At 68.7% G+C, this 26,155-nt stretch carries 25 protein-coding genes; 7 read left to right on the forward strand and 18 right to left on the reverse strand.

All coding sequences use genetic code 11. The features are described from left to right. Positions 1 to 25: 25 nt before the first annotated feature. Positions 26 to 871 carry an NAD(P)H-binding protein gene (locus ASF68_RS15865; RefSeq protein WP_056013240.1) on the forward strand — a complete coding sequence of 282 codons (846 nt, stop codon included), beginning with the start codon at positions 26 to 28 and terminating at the stop codon, positions 869 to 871. A gap of 109 nt (positions 872 to 980) precedes the next feature. Beyond that, positions 981 to 1,988 (forward strand): hypothetical protein, encoded by a 1,008-nt coding sequence (locus tag ASF68_RS15870; RefSeq protein WP_056013243.1) that lies wholly within the window; start codon positions 981 to 983, stop codon positions 1,986 to 1,988. A 146-nt stretch (positions 1,989 to 2,134) separates the two neighbouring features. Here ASF68_RS15870 and ASF68_RS15875 read toward each other — a convergent pair whose 3' ends face one another. Then, positions 2,135 to 2,701 carry a hypothetical protein gene (locus tag ASF68_RS15875; protein WP_056013246.1) on the reverse strand — a complete coding sequence of 189 codons (567 nt, stop codon included), beginning with the start codon at positions 2,699 to 2,701 and terminating at the stop codon, positions 2,135 to 2,137. Positions 2,702 to 2,814: 113 nt separating this feature from the next. Here ASF68_RS15875 and ASF68_RS15880 point away from each other — a divergent pair, with 113 nt between their 5' ends. Next, entirely contained in the window at positions 2,815 to 3,618 is an 804-nt protein-coding gene (locus tag ASF68_RS15880) for an ATP-grasp domain-containing protein (protein WP_056013248.1), read from the forward strand. Between the two features lie 19 nt (positions 3,619 to 3,637). Here the strand turns inward: ASF68_RS15880 and ASF68_RS15885 are convergent, their stop codons facing one another. From ASF68_RS15885 to ASF68_RS15895, 3 genes are all read right to left on the reverse strand, one after another. Beyond that, on the reverse strand, positions 3,638 to 3,904 hold the full coding sequence (locus ASF68_RS15885) for a hypothetical protein (RefSeq protein WP_056013250.1): 267 nt from the start codon (positions 3,902 to 3,904) through the stop codon (positions 3,638 to 3,640). Positions 3,905 to 4,027: 123 nt separating this feature from the next. Next, entirely contained in the window at positions 4,028 to 5,062 is a 1,035-nt protein-coding gene (locus ASF68_RS15890) for a zinc-binding dehydrogenase (RefSeq protein ID WP_082498729.1), read from the reverse strand. A gap of 65 nt (positions 5,063 to 5,127) precedes the next feature. Then, positions 5,128 to 5,526, reverse strand: a complete 399-nt coding sequence (locus ASF68_RS15895; protein WP_056013255.1) for a cupin domain-containing protein — start codon at positions 5,524 to 5,526, stop codon at positions 5,128 to 5,130. Positions 5,527 to 5,711: 185 nt separating this feature from the next. On the opposite strand from ASF68_RS15895, the gene ASF68_RS15900 reads away from it, so the two are divergent. Together ASF68_RS15900 and ASF68_RS15905 are read left to right on the forward strand one after the other, a co-directional pair. Continuing rightward, the gene (locus tag ASF68_RS15900; RefSeq protein ID WP_056013256.1) at positions 5,712 to 6,584 is read left to right on the forward strand and encodes a helix-turn-helix domain-containing protein; all 873 of its coding nucleotides are present in this window, start codon (positions 5,712 to 5,714) and stop codon (positions 6,582 to 6,584) included. Beyond that, on the forward strand, positions 6,581 to 7,150 hold the full coding sequence (locus tag ASF68_RS15905) for a sugar O-acetyltransferase (protein WP_056013259.1): 570 nt from the start codon (positions 6,581 to 6,583) through the stop codon (positions 7,148 to 7,150). The genes ASF68_RS15900 and ASF68_RS15905 overlap by 4 nt, the downstream gene beginning before the upstream one ends. A gap of 54 nt (positions 7,151 to 7,204) precedes the next feature. Here ASF68_RS15905 and ASF68_RS15910 read toward each other — a convergent pair whose 3' ends face one another. From ASF68_RS15910 to ASF68_RS15920, 3 genes are read right to left on the reverse strand one after another with little or no spacing between them, the layout of a single operon-like run. Further along, positions 7,205 to 7,918 (reverse strand): DUF3349 domain-containing protein, encoded by a 714-nt coding sequence (locus ASF68_RS15910; RefSeq protein ID WP_056013262.1) that lies wholly within the window; start codon positions 7,916 to 7,918, stop codon positions 7,205 to 7,207. 2 nt (positions 7,919 to 7,920) lie between these two features. Beyond that, positions 7,921 to 8,229 carry a hypothetical protein gene (locus ASF68_RS15915; RefSeq protein ID WP_056013265.1) on the reverse strand — a complete coding sequence of 103 codons (309 nt, stop codon included), beginning with the start codon at positions 8,227 to 8,229 and terminating at the stop codon, positions 7,921 to 7,923. A gap of 11 nt (positions 8,230 to 8,240) precedes the next feature. Next, a complete protein-coding gene (locus tag ASF68_RS15920) occupies positions 8,241 to 9,452 on the reverse strand; it encodes an inorganic phosphate transporter (protein WP_056013532.1) in 1,212 nt (403 codons plus the stop codon). 191 nt (positions 9,453 to 9,643) lie between these two features. Here ASF68_RS15920 and ASF68_RS15925 point away from each other — a divergent pair, with 191 nt between their 5' ends. After that, positions 9,644 to 9,994, forward strand: a complete 351-nt coding sequence (locus ASF68_RS15925) for a VOC family protein (RefSeq protein ID WP_157580503.1) — start codon at positions 9,644 to 9,646, stop codon at positions 9,992 to 9,994. Between the two features lie 87 nt (positions 9,995 to 10,081). On the opposite strand, the gene ASF68_RS18840 is transcribed toward ASF68_RS15925, so the two are convergent. The 3 genes from ASF68_RS18840 to ASF68_RS15935 form a co-directional block, all read right to left on the reverse strand. Then, on the reverse strand, positions 10,082 to 10,234 hold the full coding sequence (locus ASF68_RS18840) for a DUF2474 domain-containing protein (RefSeq protein ID WP_157580506.1): 153 nt from the start codon (positions 10,232 to 10,234) through the stop codon (positions 10,082 to 10,084). A 148-nt stretch (positions 10,235 to 10,382) separates the two neighbouring features. Beyond that, complete coding sequence (locus ASF68_RS15930; RefSeq protein ID WP_157580509.1) at positions 10,383 to 10,835, reverse strand: VOC family protein; 453 nt, start codon at positions 10,833 to 10,835, stop codon at positions 10,383 to 10,385. A 153-nt stretch (positions 10,836 to 10,988) separates the two neighbouring features. Further along, the gene (locus ASF68_RS15935; protein WP_056013270.1) at positions 10,989 to 12,926 is read right to left on the reverse strand and encodes an ABC transporter ATP-binding protein; all 1,938 of its coding nucleotides are present in this window, start codon (positions 12,924 to 12,926) and stop codon (positions 10,989 to 10,991) included. 205 nt (positions 12,927 to 13,131) lie between these two features. On the opposite strand from ASF68_RS15935, the gene ASF68_RS15940 reads away from it, so the two are divergent. Beyond that, positions 13,132 to 13,875: an alpha/beta fold hydrolase gene (locus ASF68_RS15940; protein WP_056013273.1), complete on the forward strand. Its 744-nt coding sequence runs from the start codon at positions 13,132 to 13,134 to the stop codon at positions 13,873 to 13,875. A gap of 551 nt (positions 13,876 to 14,426) precedes the next feature. Here the strand turns inward: ASF68_RS15940 and manA are convergent. From manA to ASF68_RS15985, 8 genes are all read right to left on the reverse strand, one after another. Continuing rightward, on the reverse strand, positions 14,427 to 15,632 hold the full coding sequence (gene manA / locus ASF68_RS15950; protein ID WP_056013279.1) for a mannose-6-phosphate isomerase, class I: 1,206 nt from the start codon (positions 15,630 to 15,632) through the stop codon (positions 14,427 to 14,429). Further along, on the reverse strand, positions 15,632 to 18,382 hold the full coding sequence (locus tag ASF68_RS15955) for a CIA30 family protein (protein WP_056013282.1): 2,751 nt from the start codon (positions 18,380 to 18,382) through the stop codon (positions 15,632 to 15,634). Before ASF68_RS15955 ends, manA begins: the two co-directional genes overlap by 1 nt. Further along, positions 18,379 to 19,392 (reverse strand): ROK family protein, encoded by a 1,014-nt coding sequence (locus ASF68_RS15960; RefSeq protein WP_235526849.1) that lies wholly within the window; start codon positions 19,390 to 19,392, stop codon positions 18,379 to 18,381. Before ASF68_RS15960 ends, ASF68_RS15955 begins: the two co-directional genes overlap by 4 nt. Continuing rightward, complete coding sequence (locus tag ASF68_RS15965) at positions 19,389 to 21,875, reverse strand: glycosyl hydrolase 2 galactose-binding domain-containing protein (RefSeq protein WP_235526850.1); 2,487 nt, start codon at positions 21,873 to 21,875, stop codon at positions 19,389 to 19,391. Before ASF68_RS15965 ends, ASF68_RS15960 begins: the two co-directional genes overlap by 4 nt. Beyond that, positions 21,872 to 22,633: a carbohydrate ABC transporter permease gene (locus ASF68_RS15970; RefSeq protein ID WP_369796511.1), complete on the reverse strand. Its 762-nt coding sequence runs from the start codon at positions 22,631 to 22,633 to the stop codon at positions 21,872 to 21,874. The genes ASF68_RS15965 and ASF68_RS15970 overlap by 4 nt, the downstream gene beginning before the upstream one ends. A gap of 155 nt (positions 22,634 to 22,788) precedes the next feature. Continuing rightward, entirely contained in the window at positions 22,789 to 23,748 is a 960-nt protein-coding gene (locus ASF68_RS15975; protein WP_056013287.1) for a carbohydrate ABC transporter permease, read from the reverse strand. Between the two features lie 83 nt (positions 23,749 to 23,831). Next, entirely contained in the window at positions 23,832 to 25,130 is a 1,299-nt protein-coding gene (locus tag ASF68_RS15980) for an ABC transporter substrate-binding protein (RefSeq protein WP_056013290.1), read from the reverse strand. 153 nt (positions 25,131 to 25,283) lie between these two features. Continuing rightward, positions 25,284 to 26,153: a LacI family DNA-binding transcriptional regulator gene (locus ASF68_RS15985; RefSeq protein ID WP_056013293.1), complete on the reverse strand. Its 870-nt coding sequence runs from the start codon at positions 26,151 to 26,153 to the stop codon at positions 25,284 to 25,286. Positions 26,154 to 26,155 lie beyond the last annotated feature (2 nt).

The following is a 26,155-nucleotide window of genomic DNA, read 5'->3' on the forward strand; positions in this document are numbered from 1 at the left end:
GGGCCCGGTGTGCGCTACTGGGCTCATGAACATTCTCGTACACGGCGCCACCGGCGCCCAGGGCGGCCCCGTCGCCGCCAAACTCATCGAACGCGGCCACACCGTCACGGCCGGCGTCCGCAACCCACAGGCGTATTCGGCTGGAAATGCGATCGCTCTCGACCTGGACGACGTCTCCACACTCACCAAGGCCTACGAGGACGTCGACGGCGTCTTCGTGCACCTGCCGCTCGGTTCGCCCGAGCAGCTGCAGACCTGGGCGAAGACCATCGCCATCGCGATCAGTTCGGCTCGGCCCGCGCGGGTGGTGGTGTCGTCCAGCGGATACCCGGTCGACTTCACAGCCGAGCACCCCAGCGCGATCGTGACGCTCCTCCGTGGACTCGAGGGAAGCGGTGTGTCGACGGCGGTCGTCGCACCACGGTTGTACCTGGAGAACCTGCTGGCTCCGCACATCGTCGGCGCCGTCCGGACCGACGGCGTGCTGCGGTACCCGCTCCGCGAGGACTACGCCGTCTCCTGGTCATCCCACCTCGATGTCGCAGACGTCGCCGCCGGTCTGTTCGCCGACACCGACATCACCGGAGTCGTCGATCTCGGCGCGCTACCGGGCCTCGTCGGCGCGGACCTCGCCCAGAGCTTCGGCGAACACCTCGGCCGTGAGGTGCGGTTCGAAGCGCAGAGCCCGGCACAGATGGGCGCGGAGATGGCCGTCCTGATCGGCGAGGAAGGGATCAAGCCGGTCGTCGCGATGTACACCCACCGCTTGACCCAACCTTCGGACGTGATCGACGAGTCGACCAGCGCCCAGAAGCGACTGGGGATCGCGCCCCGCTCCGTGTCGCAGTGGCTCGCGGATATGGGAGTCTGACCCGCCGCGAGGCCGCCGACCCTGAACTGGCCCCGTCCAGCCGACACTGGACGGGGCCAGCGGACTAGAGTTCAGGCCAGGGGCGAGAGCGCGATGATGCGGAGGACCGGTGAGTTCTGAGACCTTCGTGTTGCTCGCCGTCTCCGTGATGGTCGCCGGGTCGTGCGCGCTGTTGTTCGTCGTCGACAGCCGCCAGTCTCTGTCCGGCCGGTACATCAACCTCTGGCTCACGGCCTCGATGCTCGCCGTGCTGTGCACGGCTTCCTACCTGGCCGCGACGGCGCTGGGGGATCCGCCGTTGGCCGTCGCGGTGGGGAACGGTGCGATGGTCGGGGCTGTCGGCTTCGTCTGGCTGGGCTGCCAGGCGTTCAACGGTCGACGGGTCCGGTTCTGGCAGGTCATCGCCGTGACACTGATCGCAACGATTCTGACGTTCCTCCCCGATTCCTACGCCCCGAACTGGGCGGGTGTCATCCCGAAACTGCTGGGCTTGAGCCTCTTCGCCGCACTCACCGCGGTCGAATCCCGGAGGGGTCTCTTCGGATCGTTCCGGGTGAGTTGGGCGATGACCATCGTGCAGGCGCTCCATGCGTCCTACAGCGCGGCGCGCGCCGTGATCTTCGGCCTCGACGGGCCCGATGGTGGCGTGTTCGAGCAGTATTTCAACACCGAGATCACGACGGTGATCAACCTGGTGTTCGTGGTCGTCACCACCTTGGTCCTGGTGTTCCTGCGGCTCGAAGAGCTCTCCAGTCGGCGCGCGAGCGGGGGCCCCGGTTCCTTCACGACAGCCCGTCGGCTCCAGGCGCTCCATCATGAGCACCCGGGTTCCGTGATCCTCTCCGCCGAAATCGTCGATCTGCCCGTGGTCAAAGCCGCCTACGGTGTCGCGCACGCGAACGAACTGGTGAGTCGGCTCATCGACAGTGTCGTCCAGTCGAGCCCGGGTGCCCTCGCGGTCGCCAGCACCCGCCGTGGCACGGTCCTGCTCCTGCTGCCGCAACAGCATGAGCGCGAGGATCGGGCGGTCGGCGCCGCGATCGAGGACGCCTATTGGAAGCTGTCGGTCGCGATGGTCGACGGCTACGCGAGCACCCTGCGGATCACGACGCTCTGAGCCATGCCGCGACCGCAAGCAGCGCGCCGGCGACCTCACCCCGGCTCCTGAACACCTCCCGCGTACACCCAACGCGTGCAGTAGGAGCCGTCGTACCGCGACGCCCGTTCGCACGGTCGGGGGCGTGAGCGACCTGTCAGCCTGCGTCAGCGGGGGTCGAGCCGGCCGTTCGTGAAGGCGGCCGTCGCGGCGGCGATCGTGTCGATCGGCACGTCGATCCCGGCAGAGCCGACCTGGAGCCCGAGGTTGCCGATCGTCCGGTGGTGCTTCGGCGACAGCGTCGACCTCACGCCCTCGGTGGTTCCGGTGACGCCGTCGACCATCCGGTAGGTGAGCACGCGGTGCCGCAGCCGTTTGCGCGAGGTGACGGATGAGATCAGGTGCCACGGGAGGAAGATCGAGCCCTGCAGCATCGTCCACTCCATCCCTGCGGCGTCCAGTGTGAGGACGGAGCCGAGCGATGCCCGCTTGCGGGCAGTACGGATCAGATACACCGTGCCGAACACCAGGTACCCCGTGGTCAGCAGGACCAGACCAGAGGCGAAGAGCGCCGAGCCGAGGCTGGTCTGCGTCATCCCCAGCGCAACCGCTCCGACAGCTGAGAGGACGGCGAGCACGCTGGTGAGCACGATCGTGTTGCGGAACACCCGCCGGACCGCCGGGGCGTCCGTGCCGACGATCAGCGGCGGGAAGGCGTTCGGCGTGTTCGTCATGCCCCGAGTCTGCTGCATGTCGGGCTCAGCGGTCTCACCGAGACGCCCGACCCGGCACGAAGAGGGGCCCTGAGGATCCCGTGGAGGGCTCGATCGTGATCCATACTGGGGCGATGACGGCAGGTACGGCTCCCACCTGGGCCCTGGAGCGCGGGGTCTTCAGTAGCGGCGACGAGACGCTCCGAGCGGCGATCGTCCGTTCAGGCGGGACGATCCTGGAATGGAATGACGCCTGGCTGGCGGACGGCCGGCTTCCGGACGTTCCGGGGGCAGTGGTCTTCCACGGCTCCCTGGCGAACGCGGACTGGATCGTCCGAGAGACCGACTGGCGACCTGGCGCCTTCTGCGCGACCGGCCGGTTCGCGTGCTCGAGCTGGCACCCTGCCGTGCGTGAGCTGCTCCTGACACCGACCTCGGTGCTGACCACGGTCTCGGAACTCGTTGCGACGGGCGCACCCGAATCCTTCGGTGACCGCGTGTTCGTTCGTCCCGACAGTGCGCTGAAGCCGTTCAGTGGCCGCGTCCTCGAGCGCGCATCGATCACCTTGGAGTCCCTCGACCACGGCTTCTACTACGACGACGCGGACCTCCCCGTCATCGTCTCCCCCGTGATCGAGGTGCGCGACGAATGGCGTCTGGTGGTCATCGACGGAGCGGTCGTCGCCGGCAGCGGGTACGCCGCCGACGGGCGAACGGCCGGGGCACCGCTCGGTGCAGACCATCCCGCGTGGGTGTTCGGTGCGGGCGTCCTCGAGTCCCTTCCGCTCCCTGAACCGGCGTTCATCATGGACGTCGGCGAGGGCCCGGACGGCCTGCGGCTGGTCGAACTCAACCCGTTCAGCGGTGCCGACTTCTACAGCTGCGACCCGGACGCCATCGTCCACGCCGTCAACCGCCTGCTCAGCGCAGCCGATTGAGGCGGAGTTCCAGGTCTCGCTAGACGAGTTCCAGAACGGCGGTCGATCCGAGCACCATGCCGATGGCCGCTTCGGTCTTCGCGTCGTCGGTGTACGCGCCCAGCCGGATGTCCCGGCGACCACCGCTCATGAAGGTGAGTTCCACGAAGACGGTCTCGACGGCCTCGGAGGCTTCCACGTCCTCATCCCGGTACAGCTTGGTCTCCCACGAGACGCTCACGATGCTCTCGGTGTTGAAGAATTCGCGCTTCTTCCCGGTGCCGACGTCAGCAAGGAACCATGCCATGTTTGTCCCACATTCTCCGGCCGAAAATCGACCAAGGGTCGTATTCTACTGCCGACGTCGATGCGAGCGGATGCGGTCGGTTCCTCGGCCGGCCTCGTATCCGGCTGGAGCGCGTCGCGCCGACTATGGGCGGATCAGCACTTTGAGCGCCTCGCGGGAGTCCATGAGGCGGTAGGCCTCGGCGATCTCGGAGAGTGGCAGCTCACGATCGAAGACCTTGCCGGGCGTGATCGTCCCGTCGAGGACCTGTGGCAACGCGGCTTCGATGTAGGCGCGGACGGTCGCCGGGCCGCCGGTCAGGGTGGCGTTCTTGCCGAACAGCGACGAGAACCCGACAGGCGCGTCCTCGTACTGCGGGACCCCGACGCGCGAGATCGTTCCGCCAGGGCGCACCACCCCGTAGGCCTGCTCGTAGGCGGGCAGGTGTCCGACGGCTTCGAGCACGACGTGCGCTCCCTCCCCGCCGGTGAGCTCGAGCACCTTCCGGACACCCGCGTCGCCCCGTTCGGCAACGACGTGGGTGGCGCCGAACTCTCGGCCGAGGTCGGTGCGGGCCTCGTGACGGCCCATCAGGATGATCGTCTCGGCGCCCAGTTGGCTCGAGGCGAGAACGGCGGACAGGCCGACGGCGCCGTCGCCGATGACGACGACGGTCTTGCCGGCCTCGACCCCGCCCGTGTGTGCGGCGTGGTACCCGGTGAGGTACACGTCCGAGAGGGTCAGGAGTGACGGCATCAACGCCTCATCCGTCCCCGCTGGGATGACGACCGCGGTGCCGTCGGCCTGGGGCACCAGCAGCTGCTCGGCCTGGGTCGCGGATGACGCGCCGTCGAAGAACCCGCCGTGCACACATGAGGTGGTCACGCCGTCACGGCAGAACGCGCACGTGTTGTCCGACCAGGCGAACGGGACGATCACGGTGTCCCCGACGGCGAGGCGTTCGACGGCATCGCCGACCTGCTCGACGACGCCGATCGCCTCGTGTCCCATCCGGCGTCCTTCAGGGGTCTCCTCGAGGGAGTGGTACGGGTGCAGGTCGGAGCCGCACACGCAGGCGTAGGTGACGCGGATGATCGCGTCCGTCGGATGCTGGATCGAGGGCTCGGGGACGTCTTCGACGCGGACGTCGCCGGCGTTGTACATCAGGGTTGCTCGCATGAGCGTTCCTCTCGTGTCGGTCGTGCAGTGTGGTGCGGTGCAGTGTGGTGCGGTGTGATCGCGCTTCAGCGGTTGTCGTACTCGGCGTCGGTGACGTGATCGCCCCAGTGGGCACTGTCGTCGCCGTCGGGGGTCTCCCAGAGCGCGAGGTGGGTCATGAAACTGTCGGGTGCTGCGCCGTGCCAGTGCTCCTCGCCGGGAGGCGTGTACACGGTCTGCCCTGCGCGGACCTCGACCACGTCGCCGCCACGCGCCTGCACGAGCGCGGTGCCCTCCATGATGCGGAGCGTCTGGCCGAGCGGGTGGGAGTGCCAGGCGGTGCGAGCCCCGGGGCTGAACCTGACCAGGCCGGCGCTCAGGCGTTGGCCTTCGTCCTGCGGAGCGACGACGGGGTCGAGCCACACGTCGCCGGTGAACCACTCGGGAGGATTCTTCACCGTGGGGGTCGTGGGGAGGATGCGCATGATCGTCCTTTCTCTGGATGGGTCGTGGCGACGGTGGACAGTGAGCCCTGCCCGGTCCACCGGACGGAGGCGCCCGAACGTCACACCACGAGTGAAACGCGATCTCGCGCAAGCAGGGAGTCTCTCTCGAACGGTGTACTGCCAGTGCATCCCACACCCGCACGGACCGTCGTACGGTGGGTGGCATGGACAACAAGGCCGAGGTGCGTGAGTTCCTCATGTCACGGCGTGCGCGGCTCTCGCCCGCGGATGTCGGGCTCACAGCCGGCGCGAACCGCCGCGTGGCAGGACTGCGCCGATCAGAGGTCGCGATGCTCGCCGACCTGAGCGTCGAGTACTACGCCAAGCTCGAGCGCGGTGACATCGCGGGCGCATCCGCCGCCGTGCTGGAGTCGCTCGCCCGGGCGCTGCTCCTGGATGAGACGGAGCGGATGCATCTGCTCGATCTCGCGCGTGCGGCCGACGGCATCCCGACATCCGGCCGCCACCGGCGCCGTGCCAACGCCCAGCAGCCCTCCCGCGTCGCGTTGCAACGCACGCTCGACGCGATCACCGGGGGCCCGGCGTTCGTCCGGGACCGTCACCAGAACCTCGTGGCGACGAACCCGCTCGGTGCAGCGTTCTACTCGCCGGTCATCGGAGCCGGCGGAAGGATCCCGAACCTGGCGCGATTCCAGTTCCTCGACCCCGCAGCGCGCGACTTCTACCCCGACTGGGAGCTGTTCGCTCAGATGTGCGTCGGCATCATGCGGGTCGAGGCCGGCCGGGATCCACACGACCGCACCCTGCAGGATCTGGTCGGTGAACTCACCACCCGGAGCGAGACGTTCGCCCGGCTCTGGACGGCGCACGACGTCCGTTCACACGGATCCGGCACCAAACGGTTCCACCACCCCATCGTGGGAGCACTCACGCTCACCTACGAGGAACTCGCCGTCACGGCCGAGGACGGCCTCAGCCTCCTCGTCTACACCGCCGAACCCGGATCCCCCTCCGCCGAGCGCCTCCAACTCCTGGCGAACTGGGCCTCCGAGGCCCCGATCACGGAGCACTCATGACCCTCACCGAACTCCTCGCCGCCCTGAACGCCGGCGAGACCATCGCAGGCGGCTCCCCCGGGCACGCGGTCATGCACGACACCAGCCAGGAAGCCCTCCGGATCGCCGGTGAACTCAATGCCGGCTATCACCCACCCGCCCGGGTGAGGGAGCTGCTGGCCGAGCTGACCGGCCGTCCCGTCGATGAGACGGTGACGCTGTTCCCACCGTTCACCGCCGACTTCGGCAAGAACATCCGACTCGGCGCCCGGGTGTTCATCAACTCGGGATGCCGCTTCCAGGACCAAGGCGGTATCTCGATCGGCGACGACTGCCTGATCGGTCACAACGCCGTCATCGCCACGCTCCAGCACGGCATGCAGCCCAGCAAGCGGGCCGACCTCATCCCCTCGCCGGTCGTCATCGGGCGGAAGGTCTGGCTCGGAGCCAACGTCACCGTCCTCCCCGGGGTCACGATCGGTGACGACTCCGTCATCGGCGCCGGCTCGGTCGTCACGAAGGACATCCCCGCTGGGGTGATCGCCGTCGGCTCCCCCGCGCGCGTCGTCCGCGCCCTCGACGATTAGCCGGCGTCGACCGGTTTCGGGGCGTCCACTCCCGCGGCCGGGCATGCGGCCACCTCAGACCGCGAAGTCGCTCGGCCACCCGTGATCGGCGAGGGACCGGCGGACACGTTCCACGTCCTCGTCGCTCGGCAGCTCTGCGGTGACCTGGGCGATCGCCGTGGCGACGTCGACCCGGCTGAGCGAGGGGTCGCCCTCCGCCGCGAGGCGGGCGCCCACCTCGGCGACCTCGGCGTCACTCAGCCGCCGGCGGAGGAGCGCCACGAGGGGGACGAAGTCCTGCTCGGGGAGTCCTGCGGGGTATCCGGCTCGGAGCCAACGCACGATGCGGGCGACCAGCCCTCCGCGCTCCCCGAGCAGGTTCGCGCGATCTCCGCCGGCGTCGGTGTGGTCGGCCGCTTCCGCACGGACGTCGTCCGGGCTGCCGAGCGGCCACCCCGCGCTCGCGAGCCGGGCGGAGACCCGGACGAGGTCCTCCGGGAGCGCCGGTCCGAGGAGGAGCTGTTCGACCCGCGCCCGCAGCCGATCGTGGCCGACCGGCTCGCCTGAGGCATCCGCGTTCTCGGCCTCGACGATCAGGCCGCCGACGACCTGGTCCAGCTCCTCGGGGGTGAGGCTCCGTCGAAGGATGCCGAGCAGCGGCACGTAGTCGTGCTCGGGCACGCCCTTCGGGTATCCGGCGCGGAGCCAGCCGACGACCCGCGCCACCACGCCGGACCCACCGTTCGCGACCTCGACGCCGGTCGCGTCTCCGCCGTTCTGCTCCGACATGCTCAGCCCTTCGGGGTGAAGGTCGGGAACACGTGGTCGAAGCTGACCTCCTGCCCGAAACCGGTGGCGACGATGATCGTGAGTCCGACCAGCACCGCCGCGACGACGACGGCGAAGCACAGGACGCCGATCGCGCGGAGCAGCGCCGGCGGGAGCGCGGGCGTGCCGGACCCGCTCCGGTCGGCGGAACCGGCGCCTCCGGCGACCGCGAACGAGCGGACACCCACGGCGAACAGGGTGGGAAGACCCGCGCCGAGCACAAGCGCGATGACGGCCACCTGGGCGGCGGCTTCGAGGAAGAGCATGAACATGTCCGACGTCCTTACGCTGCGGTCTGCTGCGACGAGCGGGCGGGGGCGTCCTGCCAGTCGTCGTTCACGTTGTGGGATCCGATGCTGTCGCGGCGGGATCGGAGGTAGATGAAGAGCGCGACGCCGGCGAGGATCGCGACCATGAGGATTCCGCCGATCGCACCGCCCACGAGGTGACCGACCCACCACATCACCGCTCCCATGAGCGCGGCTGCCGGCAGTGTGATGACCCAGGCGACGACCATCCGGAGGGCCACCCTCCACCGCACCTGCGCCCCCGGTCGGCCGACCCCCGAACCGAGGATCGATCCGGTCGCGACGTGCGTGGTACTGAGCGCGAAGCCCAGGTGGCTCGAGGCGAGGATGACGGCGGCAGAGGAGCTCTCGGCGGCCATGCCCTGCGGCGTGTTCAACTCCACGATGCCCTTGCCGACGGTGCGGATGATCCGCCACCCGCCGATGTAGGTGCCGAGCGAGATCGCCAGGGCGCACGCGAGCTTCACCCAGAGTGGAACCGACTCGGTGTCGTCCCAGCCGCCGGCTGCGATGAGCGCGAGGGTGATGACGCCCATCGTCTTCTGCGCGTCGTTCGTGCCGTGGGCGAGCGAGACGAGCGACGCGCTGCCGATCTGCCCGATCCGGAACCCGCGGTGGAGACGCCCCTGAGCGATGTTGCCGATGACCCGGAAGACGAGCCAGGTACCGATCGCGGCCACTGCACCCGCGAGCACGGGCGACATGAGAGCGGGGAGGATGACCTTGCCGACGACACCGTCGAGCTTCGAACCGTCGCCGGCCCAGTTCACGCCGTTCAGGCCGAGGCCCGCGAGCGTCGAGCCGATGAGACCGCCGAAGAGCGCGTGCGATGAGCTCGACGGCAGCCCGAGGAGCCAGGTGAGCAGGTTCCAGATGATGCCACCGATGAGCCCGGCGAGCACGATGAGCAGGAGCGCCGAGCCGCCTCCTTCGAGGAGCGCCGGGTCGGGAGCGCCCGACGAGTCCTGGATCTTGACGACCGCGTTCGTGACGGTGAGCGCGACTTCGATGCTCAGGAACGCGCCCACGAGGTTCAGCACCGCCGAGAGGGTGACCGCGACCTTCGGCGGCAGCGCGCCGGTGGCGATGGAGGTCGCCATCGCGTTCGCGGTGTCGTGGAATCCGTTGGTGAAGTCGAAGGCGAGTGCCGTGATCACGACGAGCGAGAGCAGGATGATGGGGTCCACGGCGACGAGCTTGCTCCTCGATCGCTGGATCGACAACGGGTGCTCGGGCGGATTCACCCACTGTTCACGTTTCGTGGAAGCCGTCGGCGGCACGCGGCGGAAAGCGACGCCTACCGAGCTGTGTCGCTCGTCAGTCCACTGGCTGTCCCTTCTCCGGTGCTGAGCGCGACAAGGTCCACTACCGTGGTCGCATGAAAGCACGAGCGGTGACCGTGGGAATGCCCGTCCGTGACCTGACGCAGGCGATCAGTTGGTATCGAGCTGCTTTCGACCTCGGCGAGCCGGACCAGCTCCCGATGGACAACCTCGCCGAGTTCGATCTCGGAGCGTTCTGGCTGCAGTTGGCTGAGGATCCTGAGCTGGCCGGCCGACAAGGCATCTCCGTCAACATCAGTGTCGTGGACGCCGCCGCGGAACGTCAGAACCTGCTGTCTCGCGGCCTGGCCGTGACCGAGGTGCAACGATTCGAGGGTGTCGTCGAGTTCTTCGCGTTGACCGATCTCGACGGCAACACGATCGGTTTCGTCACCGAGCTCGGCTGATCACGCGGCGCAGTCGAACGCGAGCGCCGTGATCACCCGGGCGCGCGCAGGCTGATGCGGCCCGCGGCGACGAGGTGGGACCCGACCTCAGCGACCGACCAGACCGGCCGACCAGAGGACGAGATTCACGAGGATCGCGACGACTCCCACGACGAGGACGACGGCTGTCCAGAACATCACGATGCGGAGCAGCCGAGTCTGAGGCGATTCGCCGGGTCGATTCCAAGGTGCGGGAGCCATGGAGAAAACGTATCGTGTGGTCGGCGACGCCGTCCACAACACCCCGGATGTGCGCTTCTCCTGGTGTGGTCTTCGGCATCGCCGCGGCCACCACGTCGACGGTGAGCGCCCGCACGCCTTGACCGGGCCCGAGGGCCGCGGACCGTGCTCAGCTGTGCGTCGTGTTCGCCCGCATCTCCTCGACGGTCATCTCCGGTGCACCGCCGGCGGCCGCCTCAGGGTCCATCCAGACGAAGTCCCAGTGGTGGCCGTCGAGGTCGTCGAAGCTCTTCGAATACATGAAGCCATGGTCCTGCTCGCCGGCAGGTGTCGCCCCGCTCGCGATGGCCGTCTCGAAGATGGAATCGACGTCGCCCTTGCTCTCGGCGCTGAGCGCGAGCTGCACCTCGGTGGAAGTGGTGGCGTCGATGATCGTCTTGCTCGTGAATTCCGCGAAGAACTCCCGGGTCAGCAGCATCGCCGTGATCGTGTCGCTGATGACCACGCTCACCGCGTTCTCGTCGCTGAACCCCTCGTTGATCGAGTACCCGAGTGCCTCGAAGAACTCCCGTGACCGGGCCAGATCGTTGACGGGCAGGTTGACGAAGATCATGGTGGGCATCAGGGCCATCTCCCTCGATGGTGCCGGCGGCCCGGTGCCGTCGATCGTGTCTGAATCCTGGCGAGGGTGGCGGACGGCGTCAAGAGGGACTTGAGGAGAGACGGTCGGGGTGTCCGAGCCGAGGACGGCGATGCACTCGCCACTGAGCCCCGATCAGCCGACAGGGCGCCTCTGAGGGTAACCACCGGACGCTGGCCCGTTGAGCGCTTCTTCACCTGCAGGTAAGGCTGCGTTCTCCGCGAACTGCGTGCGGTGCAACTCCTCGTATCGGCCGCTCAGAGCCAGGAGCTCATCGTGGGTACCCCGCTCCACGATCGAACCGTCCTCAACCACGAGGATCAGGTCTGCGCTGCGGATGGTCGAGAGACGGTGGGCGATCACCATCGCCGTTCGGCCCTCGAGTGCTTCACTGAGCGCCGCCTGTACAGCTGCCTCCGATGTCGAATCCAGCGCCGCCGTCGCCTCGTCGAGGATGACGACACGTGGCTGGGCGAGGAGGAGCCTCGCGATGGTCATCCTCTGGCGTTCGCCACCCGACAGCCGGTAGCCGCGCTCGCCGACCATGGTGTCGAGCTGATCCGGCAGCGACCGGATGAGCGGCTCGAGTCGCGCACGGCGAACGGCGTCCCACACCTCGTCGTCGGATGCCTCCGGCCTGGCGAGGCGCAGGTTGGCGAGGATGGTCTCGTGGAACAGGTGGCCGTCTTGGGTCACCATGCCCAGGGTGTGCCGCATCGAGGCGAAGCTGACGTCGCGAACGTCGGTACCCCCGATGCGCACGGCGCCGCTGTCGACGTCGTACAAGCGTGAGAGGAGTTGGGCGATCGTGGACTTACCGGCTCCGGACGTCCCGACGATGGCGACGGTCTGACCCGGCTCGATCCTGAAGGAGATGCCGTGCAGCACCTCGTCACCGCCGCGGGTGTCGAGCGTCGAAACCTCTTCGAGCGAGGCGAGCGACACCTTGTCGGCGGACGGGTAGGCGAAACGCACATCGTCGAACTCGACGGACGCGGGGCCCTCGGGGAAGGTGACGGCGTCGGGCTTCTCCTGGATGAGCGGCTTGAGATCCAGCACCTCGAAGACGCGCTCGAAGCTGACCACAGCGCTCATGATCTCGACCCGGGCGTTCGCGAGGCCGGTCAGGGGCACGTAGAGCCGGGTGAGCAGGAGCGCCAGGGTGACCACCTCTCCGGTGTCGAGCTGGCCGGCGAGTGCGAGGGTGCCGCCGAGCCCGTATACGAGCGCGAGGGCGAGAGCGGAGACGAGCATCAGCGCGGTGACGAAGACGAACTGCAACATCGCCGTGCGTACCCCGATGTCTCTCACCCGGGCGGCGCGCACGCGGAACTCCTCGGCCTCCTCGTCAGGTCGGCCGAACAGTTTCACGAGGGTGGCGCCGGGTGCCGAGAAGCGCTCGGTCATCTGCGTGCTCATAGCCGAATTGTGGTCAGCTGCTTCGCGGCGCAGCGCGGCGAGGCGACGACCCATGCGGCGCGCGGGTATCAGGAAGATCGGGAGCATGATCACGGCGAGGACCGTCACGAGCCAGGACGTGCTGAGCATGACGGTCAAGGTGAGGATCAGGGCCACGATGTTCGTGACCACGCCCGACAACGTGCCGCTGAAGGCCTGCTGAGCGCCGATCACGTCATTGTTGAGGCGGCTCACCAGGGCGCCGGTCCGTGTTCGGGTGAAGAATGCGATCGGCATCTTCTGCACGTGGTTGAAGACGGCGGTGCGCAGATCCAGGATCACGCCTTCGCCGATCCGCGCCGAGAACCATCGCGTCACGAGCGACACGGCGGCATCCGCGAGAGCGACGAGGGCGATGACGGCGGCGAGCCACACGATGGTCGTGACCGCTCCCCGGGCGACGATGACGTCGACCACCTTGCCGGCGAGCACTGGCGTCGCGACCGCGAGGAAGGCTCCCCCGATGGAAAGCGTGATGAAGATCACCAGCTTCGACCGGTAGGGCACCGCGAACGTCAGGATCCGCATCACGGACTCACGGGAGAAACCGTGCTTGCCATCCCTGGCGGACGAGATCTTGTAGAGCGAGCTCCAGGCCGCGCTTTCCATGCTCATTGCGGTTCCTTCCGTGGGCGCCAGCCCTAAACGTAGATGCCGGGTGTTCAAACCCGAAATCCTCCTCACCTGCATCGAGCCGGGGTGTTCAGGAAGCGGCTCGGCAGGCGACGAGGGCGTGCGCTGTGTCGTTGCTCGGGTTCATCGGCGGTGTCGCCGTGGCGGCGACGCTCGGCGTCGCAGGGCTGGCAGGGTTGGGAACACCATGTTCTCCACCCGTTCCGGCCTCGACGACGCAGCGCCCGTGCTGCTGCTCCACGGCGGCGGCGTTGCCGGGTGGATGTGGGACTCCTTGAGGGGAACACTCGAGCCCTGCCATGCCGTTCTCGTTCCCGACCTCCCCGGCCACGGCCGCTCGGCCGGCGAGTCGTACGTCTCCCATGCAGAGACCGTTGCTGCACTCTCGCAGCTCCTCGTCGCGACGGTGCCTGGACGCCCGGCGACCGTGATCGGCTTCTCGCTCGGAGCCCAGCTCGCCATCCGACTCGCCTCCGAGCATCCTGAGCTCGTCAGCCAAGTGATCGTCGTCAGCGCTCAGGCGCAGGCCATGCCGTTCACGAACGTCACCTTGCGAGCACTCGGAGTCGCTGCTCCCCTGGCTCGCAGACGATGGTTCGCGAAGCTGCAGGCCCGAGAGCTGTTCATCCCTCCTCACCTGATGGCCGAGTACATCCGCACCAGCGCCGGTATCACGAAGGCGACGCTGTCGGCCGCGGTCGGCGACAACCTGAGGTTCGAGCTACCCGCGGGATGGTCGGCGTTCCGAGGGCGTGCGCTCGTCATGGTCGGACGACGGGAACGACGTCTCATGCGTGATTCGGCAGACGCCATCCATGCAGCGCTGCCCGGGAGCGAACGCTCGATCATCGACGGTTGCGGCCATGGCATCCCACTCCCACGCCCGGAGTGGTTCGACGACCGCGTCCTGCACTGGCTCTCCGCGGCCTGAATCGAACCGTCAGAGGAGGACGTCATGACCTCTTCGCGCACCGTCGAAACGAAAGTCCGGTATGTAGCCCGCTCGGTGTTGCGCGATCAGCGAGCATGGAATGCGACGTTCAGGTACCCCGGTCACGTCCCGTCGAGTGGTCCGACTTCCCGACACCATGCCGTAGCGGGGTCGTCCGCAGTGGCATACGCTCCGGAACACACGATGAGGGCGGGACCATGGCGCAACGGTGGGTGCTGGTGCATGAGGGCTCGGTCTACGACCTGCCGTCGCAGGCGGTGGCTCGGTTCATGCAGCGGCGGATCAGCAGGGCTCGATCCTCGGGCGAGGCGCTGCTCTTGCGCATTCCGGTACCCGGGTCCGTCGACGTCGTGACGGTGGTCGTCGACGCGAGCACACGCGTGTCCGTGCGGTCTCGTCACTACTCATGACGAGCGCGCGGGCTCCTGCATGCGCCGAGCGCTTGCGCATACAGCGCTTGACGATGCAGACCAGGAGTCTCGGGAACGCTCGTCGCAGGCGGATGGCGTTCAGGGATCCGGTCTGGCAGATCAGCCGGTGGCGACGAACACCCGTCCGTCGGTGGACACCGTGACGGGGTCCGGCCCCGGTGAGACGAACACCGCCGTCCCTCGCTCGAGCACCATGGTCTCCGAGCCCTGTTCCACCCGCGCCGTCCCGGCGGTGACAACGATCACCGCCGCCTCACCGCCAGCGAGGCCGGTCGCCGTCCCTGGACCGATCCGGGCGAGGAGGAAGTCGTCGACCGGCACCGGGTACACGACCCCACCGCCGGTGCGCGCAATCGGCTCGACGAACGGGATCGGCAGTGGCTCGAAATCGAGAACGGCGAGGAGCTCCGGCACGTCGACGTGTTTCGGCGTCAGCCCTCCACGCAGCACGTTGTCGCTCGACGCCATGACCTCGACCCCGAAGCCTGAGAGGTACGCGTGGATGTTCCCAGCGGGCAGGAACAGCGCCTCACCCTCCTGCAGGGTCACGAGGTTGAGGAGCGCCGCGACGACGATGCCGGGGTCCCCCGGGTACGCTTCGGCGAGCTGCAGGATGAGCTCGCGCTCGGCCGACCAACGTGCCGGACCGTCGTCGTCCCCGAGACCTTCGCCGACCGTGCCGGCACCGGCGGCACCGACGAGGGCTGCGACCGCGCCGGGCGTCGGTCGTTCGAGCACTGACCGCACCGTCGATTCCAGCCCCTCGTCGACCAGCTGAGCCAGGAGCGCCTCGAGCACCACCCGGCCCGGCACGTCGACGAGGCTGGCCAGATACGTCAGCAACTCGCACGACTCCTCGACCGCCCGGAATCCGCAGAGGGCACGGAAACCGTCCTGGAGAGCGACGATGATCTCCGGCTTGTGCCAGGCGTCCTTGTAGTTCCGATGCGGCGCGTCCAGCGGCACGCCGCGCGAGTCCTCGTCAGCGAACCCGGCCCTGGCCCGGTCGGGGGTGGGGTGGACTTGGAGGGAGAGCGGCCTCGCAGCAGCCAACAGCTTCAGCAGGAACGGCATCCTGGAACGCCCACCGAGAGCCGCGTCGGGGTCCGACGCGATCCACTCGTTGAGACTGCTCGGAAGACCGCGATCCTGACCGACGAGTTCGGTCACGCTGCCGGGGTGTGCCCCGAGCCAGAGTTCCGCCTGAGGCGAACCGTCGGCGGGCACGCCGAGCATCTCCGGGATCGCCGTCGTCGACCCCCAGGCGTATCGCTTGGGGTCGCTGGTGATGCGGTGCAGTCCCATCAGCGCACCCGTCGGCGACCGCGGGCCAGCAGCAGGCCACCGATCGCGAGGAGCGCGAGCGCACCGACGATCCAGGGCGTGGCCTCCAGGCCGGTGCGGGCGAGGTCTTCCGTCGACACCGTCGTGTCGGTGCCGCCCGCTCCGCCGGGTTGCCCCGTGCCCGGCTGCCCCGTGCCCGGTTGTCCTGTGCCCGGTTCCGGCTCCGCCGCCGCGACCGTCGTGACGATGTCATCGACCAGCAGGGTGCCGGTGCCCTCGCCGCCGAGGTAGAGCCCGATCTGGGTGACGGAGGTCGGGTCGAACGCCGCCTCGCCGGCCCACGCCGGTGGGGCGAAGGAGGAGAACGGGATCTCGACCAGCTGCCAGCCCTCGCCCTCGATGGGCGCGACCGTCTCCCAGTAGGTCCCTCGCGTCACGAACTGAACGGTGACGTCGTCGCCCGGTGTCCCCTGCACCCAGAGCTCGAGCCCGGTGTAGCCCCACCAGTCCTGCGGCGTCTGGAATGTGCGGACGACACCGGCGTATCCGGGACCGGCGAGATCGTACGCGGCTGTCATCGCCTGCGTTCCGGTGTCCGGGTTCGTCGTGATCGACGGGGTCACCGCACCGCCCCCGGTATTCCGCACGTAGGTGGCCTGCAACGCGGCGTCATCGGCATAGGACTCGAAGTCCTCGACGACGAGCGGCTCGCTCGGGAGGGGCTTCATGAGGAAGTCCGCCGCTCCCGTGCTCGAGGCGGTCGCCCCTGCTCCGTTGACCGCGGTGACCGACCACCAGTACCGCTGTCCTGGAGTGAGGGCCACCGTCGGCGTGATGGAGGGGTTTCCGATGCCGTCAACGACGACGACCGGGTTCCCGAGGTCGACCTGCGCCGCAAGCGTGAAGCGGTAGTACGCCGCTCCTGCCGCCGGCTGCCAGGTGAAGGTCGGGGTCGCGGTCACGTCGACGGTGCCGGATGCGGGCGAGATCGATGCGAACGCCGCCGGTGGCCCGCTCGGGGCGTCCACCGCCGACCAGATGGTGGCTCGCGAAACGCTCGCGCCGGCGGCGAGCGTCACCCTGAGGTACGGCCCCACCAGATCGCGTGCGGCCACCGCGCCGTCGGGTCCGACCTCGGACAATGCGGTCTCCCAGGCAGAACCGTCAGCACTGGACTCGACCACGACCGACCCGGATGCGATGAAGGACGCCGCCAAGAGCCGGTCCTGCTTCCAGGTGACGCTGGCTCCATCGGAGGCTGCGACCACACTCGTCCCATCCGCCCGTGGAACGATCGTCGTGCCGTCGTGCGCCTCGGTGAGCAGCCAGGATTCGAGCGGGTCCACGAGCACGCGGGTGTCGGTCTCGGTCGCGAGCGGGTCTGACAGCGCCGCATCGGCTCCGGCCCCGTCGATCGCGACGACGCGGTAGACGGCTCCCGTCGGCGAGGTGAAGTCCGTCGCGGACCCGGCGTCGGCTCGGAGCGCGCCGGTGTCCACCGCGGTCCACGAGGTCCCGTCGAGCGAGCGCTCGACCCGGTATGAGACCGCGCCGCCTGCCCCGCGCCATCGGATCGTGTTGATGCCGTCCGCGCGGTCGACCGCCGTGATGAGCGGTGTCCCGACGGCGGGAGCAGCCTGCACGGCACCGATCGCGGCCGCGTAGGCGGTGATCGCGGAGACCCGGGCGCGCTCGGCGTCGGTGACACCGGGTGCATGGATCGTGAATCCGTCGTCGTGCGGGACGAGCCCGCCACGGTCGTTGTTCCCGAACAGCGACCAGAACAGCATGCCGGTCACGTTCGGGTCGGCGACCAGCGGTTCGAGGAGTGCCGGGCTCGCAGCCGTGGAGGCGTACTCGCCAGCCAGGTACACCTTGCCCGCGGCGGTGACCGTGGCCGCGTCAGCCGACACGCGTGCGGCGGTGGGCGGGTAGTAGTGCACATCGACGATGTCGAGTTCCGGCGCGGAGAGCGTGTCCGGGTCGATGTCGAATCGCCGACCGGCCGCGACGAGCTGCTGTGGGGCGCGTTCCTTGATGAACGCGACCTGCCGGTCGATCCACGTTGCGGTCATCCCCTCCAACTCGTTCCCGAGCTCCCACGCCATGATCGTCGGGTCCTCGATGTACGGGACGCCGGTCAGCGCGTTCGTCCGCTGCAGGATCGCGTCGACGTAGGCCTGGTAGGCGGCGATCGGCCGCTCGTCGGTGTAGAAGTCGGCCGACGTCAGCCCGAACGGGGTCGTGAAGTCGCGATGCCCGCCGTGGTAGTACTCCCACTCGTCGGTGAGCGGGAGCACGAGCCGGATGCCGAGCTTGCCGGCGTACGCGACGGCGAAGTCGATCGTCGCGAACGCCTCCTCGTTCATCTGCCCGAGGCTCGGCATGATGGCCAGGGGGTTCGCGCCGTCCTGGCCCGTCGAGGTCATCATGTGCGTCCGGACGACGGTAGAACCCATCCGGGCCGCCGCGTCGAGGGTGTCGGCGATGCGGAAGGCCGTCGGGTAGTCGACCCCGCCCACGTTCTCGTCGAGACCGAGCCAGTAGATGTTCGGGCCGCTGAACCGGAAGGTCTCACCGTCGAGCACGAGGCGGGAACCGTCACGCTCGACGAACGAGGTGTTGCGTGAGGTCCAGTCGACCGGGGCGGCAGCGGCCGGTGCCGCGAGCGCCGGAAGCAGCGCGGCGGTGACGGCCGCCGCGACCATGCCGGCGGCCAGGCGGCCGCTCGTGTTGCGGTGGGGTGGGCGGGGGTCCGGGGTGCGGTTCATCGTGCCAGGCTCCTTCGTCTGGGATGGTGCATCGGGTCGTGTGGTGGGAGGCCGAGTGCCTCCGGTCGGTGGATGAGTGCTGCAGCGCCGAGGATCGGCCCCGCACCGTCGAGCGCGGATCCCGTGACGACCACGCCGGCCGCGTAGTCGAGGACGATGGCGTCCTGCACCGCGGCGCGGACCAGGTCGAGGTAGTCGGTGCTGACGGCCGTGAACCCGCCGCCGATGGCGACCGCTTCGAGGTCGAGGAGGGTCGCGGCACTCGCGATCGCTTGCCCGACCGCGGTGGCCGAACGGACGACGGCGGACCGCGCGACGGGATCCCCCGCCGCCGCGTCGACGGCGAGTTCCTCCCCGGTGTGTCCGTCCCATCCGTGGGTTCGCGCCCAAGCGACGCTCCGGGGGCCGGACGCGATGCGCTCGAGCGTCGCGTCGTCGGCCGACTCCCCCGGCATACGGGAGGCGATCTGTACCTGGCCGATGTGGCCGGCGTTCCCGCTCCTGCCGGCGATCAGCCGTCCGTGCAGGATGATCCCGCCGCCGACACCGGTCGAGACGATCATCGCCATCGAGTTCTCGGTGCCGCGGGTCGCTCCGAGCCAATGCTCCGCGAGCGCGATGCAGGTGCCATCGAGACGGACCACCACCGGGGCGTCCGGCAACAGCCGTGCGACGTGTGTCCGGAGGTCGAAGCCGTGCAGTCGCGGGAGGTTCTTCGGGCTCACGGTGCCTCGGCCGAGGTCGACGGGACCCGCCGAACCGATGCCGACGCCGACGAGCGCGGAACCGTCCGGCAGGTGCGCGACCGAAGCGAGGACCACTCGGTCGACGGCGTCCTCCAGCGCACGGCGTCCGGCATCGGGCCCCGTCGGCGCCCGGTGCGCACTGCCGTCGACCACGACGCCCTCGGCCGTGACGAGCGCGGCCTCCACCTTGGTGCCGCCGAGGTCGACCGCGAGCGCGACCGACCCCGACGGATCCCGCCCAGCGGTCAGGTCCGCCAGGGTCACCGCGCCCAGTCCTCGACCAGCTGGTTCGCGGTGCGCACGACGCGGGTCGACAGGAGCTCGTCCTCGTCGAGTTCCACCTCGGTCCGCACGTGGAACGTCACGCGCTCTCCCGGCAGGAGGGTGACGAGCTGGTCGTCGACGACGGCGGCCGGGTCCAGCTTGTCGACGAGCAGCGTGAGGTCGCGGAGGAACGACTCGGCGGCGACGGTCACGGCGTAGCCGTCGTCCTGGCGGGCGACCTCGGCGCTGAACCGCGGGGCGGGGATCGTCGAATCACGTGCCTCGGCGAAGGACCAGAAGCCGCGCTCAGCCCCGAGTGTCGCGACGAGCACCTCGTCAGACGCCGAGCCCGCGACCGCGACCGCTTCGGGGATCTCGACGAGCGTCGAGGAGCGTCGGTCCAGGGCGACGGGGACGCGCACCGAGGCGAGTTCGGTCCCGTCGAACCGGAGGCGTCGGATGACGAGGTCGTCCGCCCAGGCGTCCGGGCCGTCGTTGAGCACGGCGACCACGAGGGACTCCCCACGCGGCTGCACGGTCACGAGCCGGTCTGCGTAGACGTGCCGCAGGGCGTAGAGCAGCGGCTTCGCGCGCTCGTCGCCGTCGACGGCCGCCCAGGACGTGACGGGCCAGCAGTCGTTCAGCTGCCAGACGATCGACCCCATGCAGCGTGGGCTCCATGACCGGAAGTGCTCGATCGCGACGGTCACCGCGTTGGCCTGGTTGAGCGACATCGCCCAGTGCCAGTCCTCGGTGTCGTCCGGCAGCGGCAGGTGGGCGACGAGTCCGTCGGTCAGCTTGTCGTTCCCGTCCGTCGCCTTCTGGTGATGGATCATGCCGGGCGACTCCGGCGTGAGCGGGGAGTCCGAGATGGCCCGGTCGATCGTCGACCAGGTCGCCGGACCCTGCCAACCGAACTCGGCCACGAAGCGCGGCGAGACGTCGCGGTAGGCGGGGTAGTCGACGCGGTTCCACAGCTCCCACAGGTGCACGGATCCGTGGTCCGGGTCGTTGGCCGGGATGTCCGGCGTGCCCGACCAGGGGCTGCCCGCGGTGTAGTTGCCGGCCGGGTCGAGCTCGGCGACGAGCCGCGGCAGCAGGTCGAGGTAGTAGCCCATGCCCCAGGTGCGGCCCTGGACCCGCTTCTCCCAGCCCCACTCTTCGAAGCCCCAGATGTTCTCGTTGTTGCCGTTCCACAGCACGAGACTCGCGTGCGGCATGATGCGCGTGATGTTGTCGCGCGCCTCTGCCTCGACCTCGCTCCACAGCGGTTCCTCCTCGGCGTAGGCCGCGCAGGCGAAGAGGAAGTCCTGCCACACCATGATCCCGCGCTCGTCGCAGAGTTCGTAGAAGTCGTCGGACTCGTAGTAACCGCCGCCCCAGATGCGGAGCAGGTTGAGGTTCGCGAACTCGGCCTGGTCCATCCGGCGGGCGAGCCGCGCGCGGTCGACACGAGTCACGAAGGCGTCATCGGGGATCCAGTTGGCGCCCCGGACCCAGACGGCCTCGCCGTTCACGACGAAGCGGAACGAGGTGCCCTCCGCATCGGGTTCGAGTTCGACGGCGACGGTCCGGAACCCGATCCGCTTCGACCACTCGCCCAAGCGAGCCTCACCCTGCCCGAGCACGACGTCGAGGTCGTACAGCGGCTGCTCACCGTACCCGCGTGGCCACCACCGTTCGACGTCCGGCACGGCGAGCTCGAGCACGACGGAATCCGCGCCGGCAGGGAACACCACATCGGCGTTCGCCTCGGCGATCGTCGCCGTGAGCGCGAGCGCCGCGTCACCGTCGCCGGCGCGTTCCACGTCGACGTGCACGGCCACCCGGCCCTCGCTGCCGTGGACCGTCACGACCGGGCGCACCGAGGCGAGCCGGGCCGTCGACCACGACTGCAGACTCACCGGCTTCCAGAGTCCCGACGAGGCGGCGTCGAGTCCCCAGTCCCAGCCGAAGTTGCACGCGGCCTTCCGGATGGCGTTGAACGGGTGGGAGTAGGTGTGGGGGCGGTAGCCGATCTCGAGGCTGGCGAGGTCCGCCGCGGCGATCGGTGAGGCGAAGTGCACGACGAGATCGTTTTCGCCCTCGCACAGGACGGCACCCACGTCGATGCGGTACGTGCGGTGCTGGTTCCGCGTGGTCGCGACGACCGAGCCGTTCACGGTCACCGTCGCGACGGTGTCGAGTCCCTCGAAGACGAGGTCGTGCCGCTCGTGGCCGTCCGGCTCCCAGGTGAAGGTGGTGCGGTACTCCCAGTCCGTCGATCCGATCCAGGTCACGAGGTGCTCGTTGCGGTCGAGGAACGGGTCGGGGATGAGCCCGGCGTCGAGGAGGTCGGTATGCACGAGGCCGGGCACCGTCGCGGGGACACTCGTCCCGACGAAGGCCTCGGGGATCGCGCCGCCGACCGCACGCAGGCTCCACCCCTCGTGCAGGAGGCGGGTGGTCAGGGGACGGACGGTGGCGGTGTCGATGATGCTCACTTGGTTGCTCCAGAGGTCAGGCCGTTGTAGATGTATCGCTGCAGGAAGAGGAAGGCGACGAGCGTCGGGATGATCACGAGGATCGTCCCGGCCGCGATGATCTGCCACTGGGCGCCGAACGGTCCCATGAACCGGAACAGCGAGGTGGAGATCACCCCCAGGTCCTGCGACGGCATGTATAGGAAGGGGATGTAGAACTCGTTGTAGATGGCGATGCCCTTGATGATGACCACCGTCGCGACGGCGGGCTTCAGCAGCGGGAGGATGATGCGCCAGTAGATCGTGAATCGGTTCGCGCCGTCGAGCATCGCCGCCTCGTCGAGGGAGACGGGGATCGACTGCATGAACTGCAGGAAGATGTAGATCGCGACGATGTCGGTCCCCATGAAGAGCAGGATCGCGGCGCCGCGGGTGTTGAACAGCTCGAGTGCGGATACCACCTGGAACGTGGCCACCTGGGTCGTGACCGACGGCACGAGCGTCGCCAGGAGGAACAAGCCCATGACGAGCTTCCGTCCGCGGAAACGGAACCGGTCGAGTGCATAGGCCGACATGGTGCCGATCAGGATCGTCCCGGCGACGGACACGAGCAGGATGATCGCGGTGTTGAGGAAGCCGGTGACCATGCCGCCCTGATCGAAGGCGACGACGAAGTTGTCGAAGTTGAACCAGTTCGACGGCGGGGTGAGCGGCCCGGTCGTCCGCTGCTCGCGGTCGGTCTTGAACGCGAGCATGAAGATCGTGGCCAGTGGGACCACGGCGAAAAGGCTCGCGATGATGAGCGAGGCGTACTTGACCGTCGTCGCGGTGAGGGCGGCGGCGCCCTGCGGGCGCTTCGGCCCGCGCCGCGTCCGTCGCAGTGCGCGTCGGGGCTCGGGTGTGGGAACGGAGACCGGTCGGTCGGCGGTGGTGGTCACGATTCGCCTCCCTTCTCGTCGGGGAAGACCCGGCGTTGGACGAAGGTGATGATCAGGACGATCAGCAGCAGGACGACGGCCATCGCGGACGCCAGACCCACCTTCGAGAATTTGAACGCCGTGTTCACGGTCTGGATCACGAACGTCTCGGAACCGTTGGCACCGCCGGTCATGACGTACGGCATCTCGAAGGCGGACAGTGCTCCGGCGATGGCCAGGATGAACGAGAGGCCGAGGATGCGCCGGATGCTCGGCAGGATGATGAACCGGAACTTGTGCCACGAGTTGGCACCGTCGAGATCCGCGGCCTCGTACTGCTCGGACGGGACCGACTGGATCGCGCCGAGGAACAGGACGAAGTTGAGGCCCATGTACCGCCACACGGACGTGGCGGCGAGGGAGGCGTTGACGAACGAAGGGTCGCCGAGCCACTGCGGGGTGTCCTGCACACCGACTGCCGCGAGGAGGGCGTCGAGGGTGCCGCCTGGGCGGAGGAAGTAGAGGAAGACCAGCCCGATCGCGACCCCGTTGATGAGGTAGGGGAAGAAGATGACGCCCTTGAAGAGGTTCTTGAAGCGGGTCCGGAAGCTCAGCAGCGTGGCGAGGTACAGCGCCAGGACGAGCTGGGCGACAGCTCCGACCAGGTAGTACAGGCTCACGAAGAAGACCTGGAAGATCTCCGGTTTCGTGAAGATCTGCACGAAGTTGTCGATGCCGACGAACTCCTGCTCGGGCTCCAGTCCGTCCCACGAAGTGAGGCTGTACCAGAACATGTTCGCCACCGGCACGTAGGTGAGGACGATCAGGAAGGCGAGCGGCACCACGAGGAACAGCCACGGCGTGACTCGGGAGCCGGTGGCCTTCGGGGGCCGGCCCGGCCGCAGCGTGCGCGCGCGGCTTGGATGGTTCGTCACCACCGCTCGGGTGGCGGGTGATGCTCCCTGGACTGTGACCATGCTCGTTGCCTTCTTCACTGAATGGGGGTGGTGGGCACCCGGGCCCGCCGTGGGGACGGGCCCGGGTGCCGATCGGCGGGGTGCTACTCGGCGACGTCGGCGCGGGCCGCTGCCCAGCGCTCGTTGAGGTCGGCGAATGCGCTCTCCTTGTCGCCGTCGGCTGCGCCACGGGCGACGTCGATGAGCTTCTGGCGGTAGGTGTTGCCGAAGAGGTCGATCTCAGCGGCGTTCGCGATGTCGTTGATCACGGCTTCCTTGCCCACCGGGTCCGGAGCGAGCTCCAGGTAGGTGACGCCGAGGTCGGAGAAGTCGGCCAGCGTGTCCGGCGCCGGGTCGCTGATGACGGGGCTGATGGCTCCCTGGCTCGCGGCGAATCCGGACTCGTTCGTGAACCAGTCGATCCAGGCCTTCGCGGTCGCCTTGTTCTTCGAGTACTTGCTCACCGCCAGGAACTTGTCGGAGGCGGTGACGGAGGTGAAGCCCTCGTCGGTCTTCCACGGCATCGGCCAGAAGCCGATCACGTCGCGGGACTCGCCGGCCTTCTCCGCCGCGTCCTGCATCTGCGAGACGGCCCAGGAGCCGAGCACCATCGAGCTGATCTCACCCGAGGCGAGGAGGTTCTTCGACTCCTCCCAGTTGGTGGTGGTGGGGTCAGGCTCGCTCAGGCCGGCGGCAACGGTGTCGAAGAGGAGACCGTCGATGTTGTACTGGTCGTTGCCCTCGGTCCACGGGCTGTCGGTGGCGATCATCTCGGTACGGACCTTCGGGCCCTGGACCGCACCGAGGTTGCCCTCGAGCGTCGCGAGCGGCCAGCCGTCCTTGTAGTTCGTGTAGTACGGGATCGAACCGTTCGCCTTGATCTTCTCGAGTGCGGCGAGGTACTCCTCCTCGGTGGCCGGCGGCTCAGTGATCCCGGCCTTCGTCCAGACGTCGCGGTTGAAGACGTAGCCCATGGCGGAACCGAAGGTCGAGACGCCGTAGGCCGTCCCGTCGAAGGAGGCCTCGTTCGCGAACCGGTAGGTCTTGGACTGCTCCTCGGTGCTGCCGAGCGGCTCGAAGAAGTTCGCGTACTGATCCTTGGTGACATTCGAGGACGGGATGAGGAGCACGTCGCCGTAGTCCTTCGAGTTGAGGCGGATCTTGGCGTCGCCCTCGTAGTCGGTCAGGGCTTCGAACTTGACGGTGGTGCCGGGGTACTGCTTCTCGAACTCGGCCGCGTAGTCCTTGAAGGTGGTGTCGACGAGGTCGGTGCGGTTGGTGAGGACGGTGATCTCGCCGCTCGGGTCGCCGTCGTCGTTGGCGGCTCCGCCGGAGCAGCCGCTGAGGACGAGTGCCGCGGCCGCAGCCGTTGCGGCGAGGCCGATGATCGGTCTCCGGGACATGGGAACTCCTTCGTTCGTGGGGGCGAAGGGCCGGGTCGCCTCGTCGCTCGCTGTCCAGCATCGTCTGCCGCCTTGACCTCGTCAAGACTAAACATTATTAATTTATATAACAAATCGGTCACAGCACATCTCGGTGCGTGGCGCGCCGACGCGTCAGGCGCCGGGCACGGAGCCTGAGGTCGAGCGCTCGATGACCACGGCGTGCGGCGCCTCCCGGGTGGCGCCGGGGCGGCCCGCCAGCAGCTCGAGCAGCTCCTCGCCCGCCATCTCGCCGATGCGCTGCACGTCATGGCTCAGCGCGGACATCGGCGGGTCGGACAGCTGGCACTGCGCCGAGTCGTCCCAGGCCACGATCGAGAGGTCGTCAGGCACCCGCAACCCGGCCTCCTGCACCGCCTGCAGCCCGCCGAGCGCCATCACGTCGCTGTCGAACACGACCGCGGTCGGCCTGGGGTCGCGTGCGAGCAACGCCTGCATGGCCTGGACGCCTGAGGTCCGGGAGTAGTCGCCGCCGATCGAGACGGTGTCCACGTCAGGCCCGTCGGAGGCGAGCGTGAACGCCTCCATCCGGGACAGCGTGTGCGTGAGCTCCCTCGGGCCGGTGACGTGCGCGAGCCGCCGGTGCCCGAGCGAGACGAGGTGGCCCACGGCCTCGTGCATCGTGACCGCGTCGTTGGTCCAGACCGCCGGGAGGCCCTGCGCCGTCGCCGGTGCACCGATCACGATCGCCGGGATTCCGGACCGCTCGACGAAGGCCACCCGCTCGTCGTCGTCGATGAGGTCCACGAGGATGACGGCGCTCACCGCTCCGTCCTGGTGCCAGCGCCCCAGCTGCAGCAGTTCCTCCTCCCGAGTCGGCAGGACTCGGAGGAGCACCGACAGGCCGTGCGGGCGGACCACACGATCGATGCCGGCGATGAGCTCGTGGTAGAACGGCTCCTCCCCGTAGATCTCCGAGGCACGGAACAGCGTGAGGCCGATCGGCCTGGGCTGCGCGATAGTCTGTTCGGCGTCGAGACCCATCG

The organism is Plantibacter sp. Leaf314, assembly GCF_001423185.1.
Classification (GTDB): Bacteria; Actinomycetota; Actinomycetes; order Actinomycetales; family Microbacteriaceae; genus Plantibacter.

Bases quoted from the DNA above. Each gene is read 5' to 3' on its own strand.
- ASF68_RS15865 (WP_056013240.1), top strand. From the start codon at position 26: ATGAACATTCTCGTACACGGCGCCACCGGCGCCCAGGGCGGCCCCGTC.
- ASF68_RS15875 (WP_056013246.1), bottom strand. From the start codon at position 2,701: ATGACGAACACGCCGAACGCCTTCCCGCCGCTGATCGTCGGCACGGAC.
- ASF68_RS15880 (WP_056013248.1), top strand. From the start codon at position 2,815: ATGACGGCAGGTACGGCTCCCACCTGGGCCCTGGAGCGCGGGGTCTTC.
- ASF68_RS15885 (WP_056013250.1), bottom strand. From the start codon at position 3,904: ATGGCATGGTTCCTTGCTGACGTCGGCACCGGGAAGAAGCGCGAATTC.
- ASF68_RS15890 (WP_082498729.1), bottom strand. From the start codon at position 5,062: ATGCGAGCAACCCTGATGTACAACGCCGGCGACGTCCGCGTCGAAGAC.
- ASF68_RS15895 (WP_056013255.1), bottom strand. From the start codon at position 5,526: ATGCGCATCCTCCCCACGACCCCCACGGTGAAGAATCCTCCCGAGTGG.
- ASF68_RS15900 (WP_056013256.1), top strand. From the start codon at position 5,712: ATGGACAACAAGGCCGAGGTGCGTGAGTTCCTCATGTCACGGCGTGCG.
- ASF68_RS15905 (WP_056013259.1), top strand. From the start codon at position 6,581: ATGACCCTCACCGAACTCCTCGCCGCCCTGAACGCCGGCGAGACCATC.
- ASF68_RS15910 (WP_056013262.1), bottom strand. From the start codon at position 7,918: ATGTCGGAGCAGAACGGCGGAGACGCGACCGGCGTCGAGGTCGCGAAC.
- ASF68_RS15915 (WP_056013265.1), bottom strand. From the start codon at position 8,229: ATGTTCATGCTCTTCCTCGAAGCCGCCGCCCAGGTGGCCGTCATCGCG.
- ASF68_RS15925 (WP_157580503.1), top strand. From the start codon at position 9,644: ATGAAAGCACGAGCGGTGACCGTGGGAATGCCCGTCCGTGACCTGACG.
- ASF68_RS18840 (WP_157580506.1), bottom strand. From the start codon at position 10,234: ATGGCTCCCGCACCTTGGAATCGACCCGGCGAATCGCCTCAGACTCGG.
- ASF68_RS15930 (WP_157580509.1), bottom strand. From the start codon at position 10,835: ATGCCCACCATGATCTTCGTCAACCTGCCCGTCAACGATCTGGCCCGG.
- ASF68_RS15935 (WP_056013270.1), bottom strand. From the start codon at position 12,926: ATGAGCATGGAAAGCGCGGCCTGGAGCTCGCTCTACAAGATCTCGTCC.
- ASF68_RS15940 (WP_056013273.1), top strand. From the start codon at position 13,132: ATGTTCTCCACCCGTTCCGGCCTCGACGACGCAGCGCCCGTGCTGCTG.
- manA (WP_056013279.1), bottom strand. From the start codon at position 15,632: ATGGGACTGCACCGCATCACCAGCGACCCCAAGCGATACGCCTGGGGG.
- ASF68_RS15955 (WP_056013282.1), bottom strand. From the start codon at position 18,382: ATGAACCGCACCCCGGACCCCCGCCCACCCCACCGCAACACGAGCGGC.
- ASF68_RS15975 (WP_056013287.1), bottom strand. From the start codon at position 23,748: ATGGTCACAGTCCAGGGAGCATCACCCGCCACCCGAGCGGTGGTGACG.
- ASF68_RS15980 (WP_056013290.1), bottom strand. From the start codon at position 25,130: ATGTCCCGGAGACCGATCATCGGCCTCGCCGCAACGGCTGCGGCCGCG.
- ASF68_RS15985 (WP_056013293.1), bottom strand. From the start codon at position 26,153: ATGGGTCTCGACGCCGAACAGACTATCGCGCAGCCCAGGCCGATCGGC.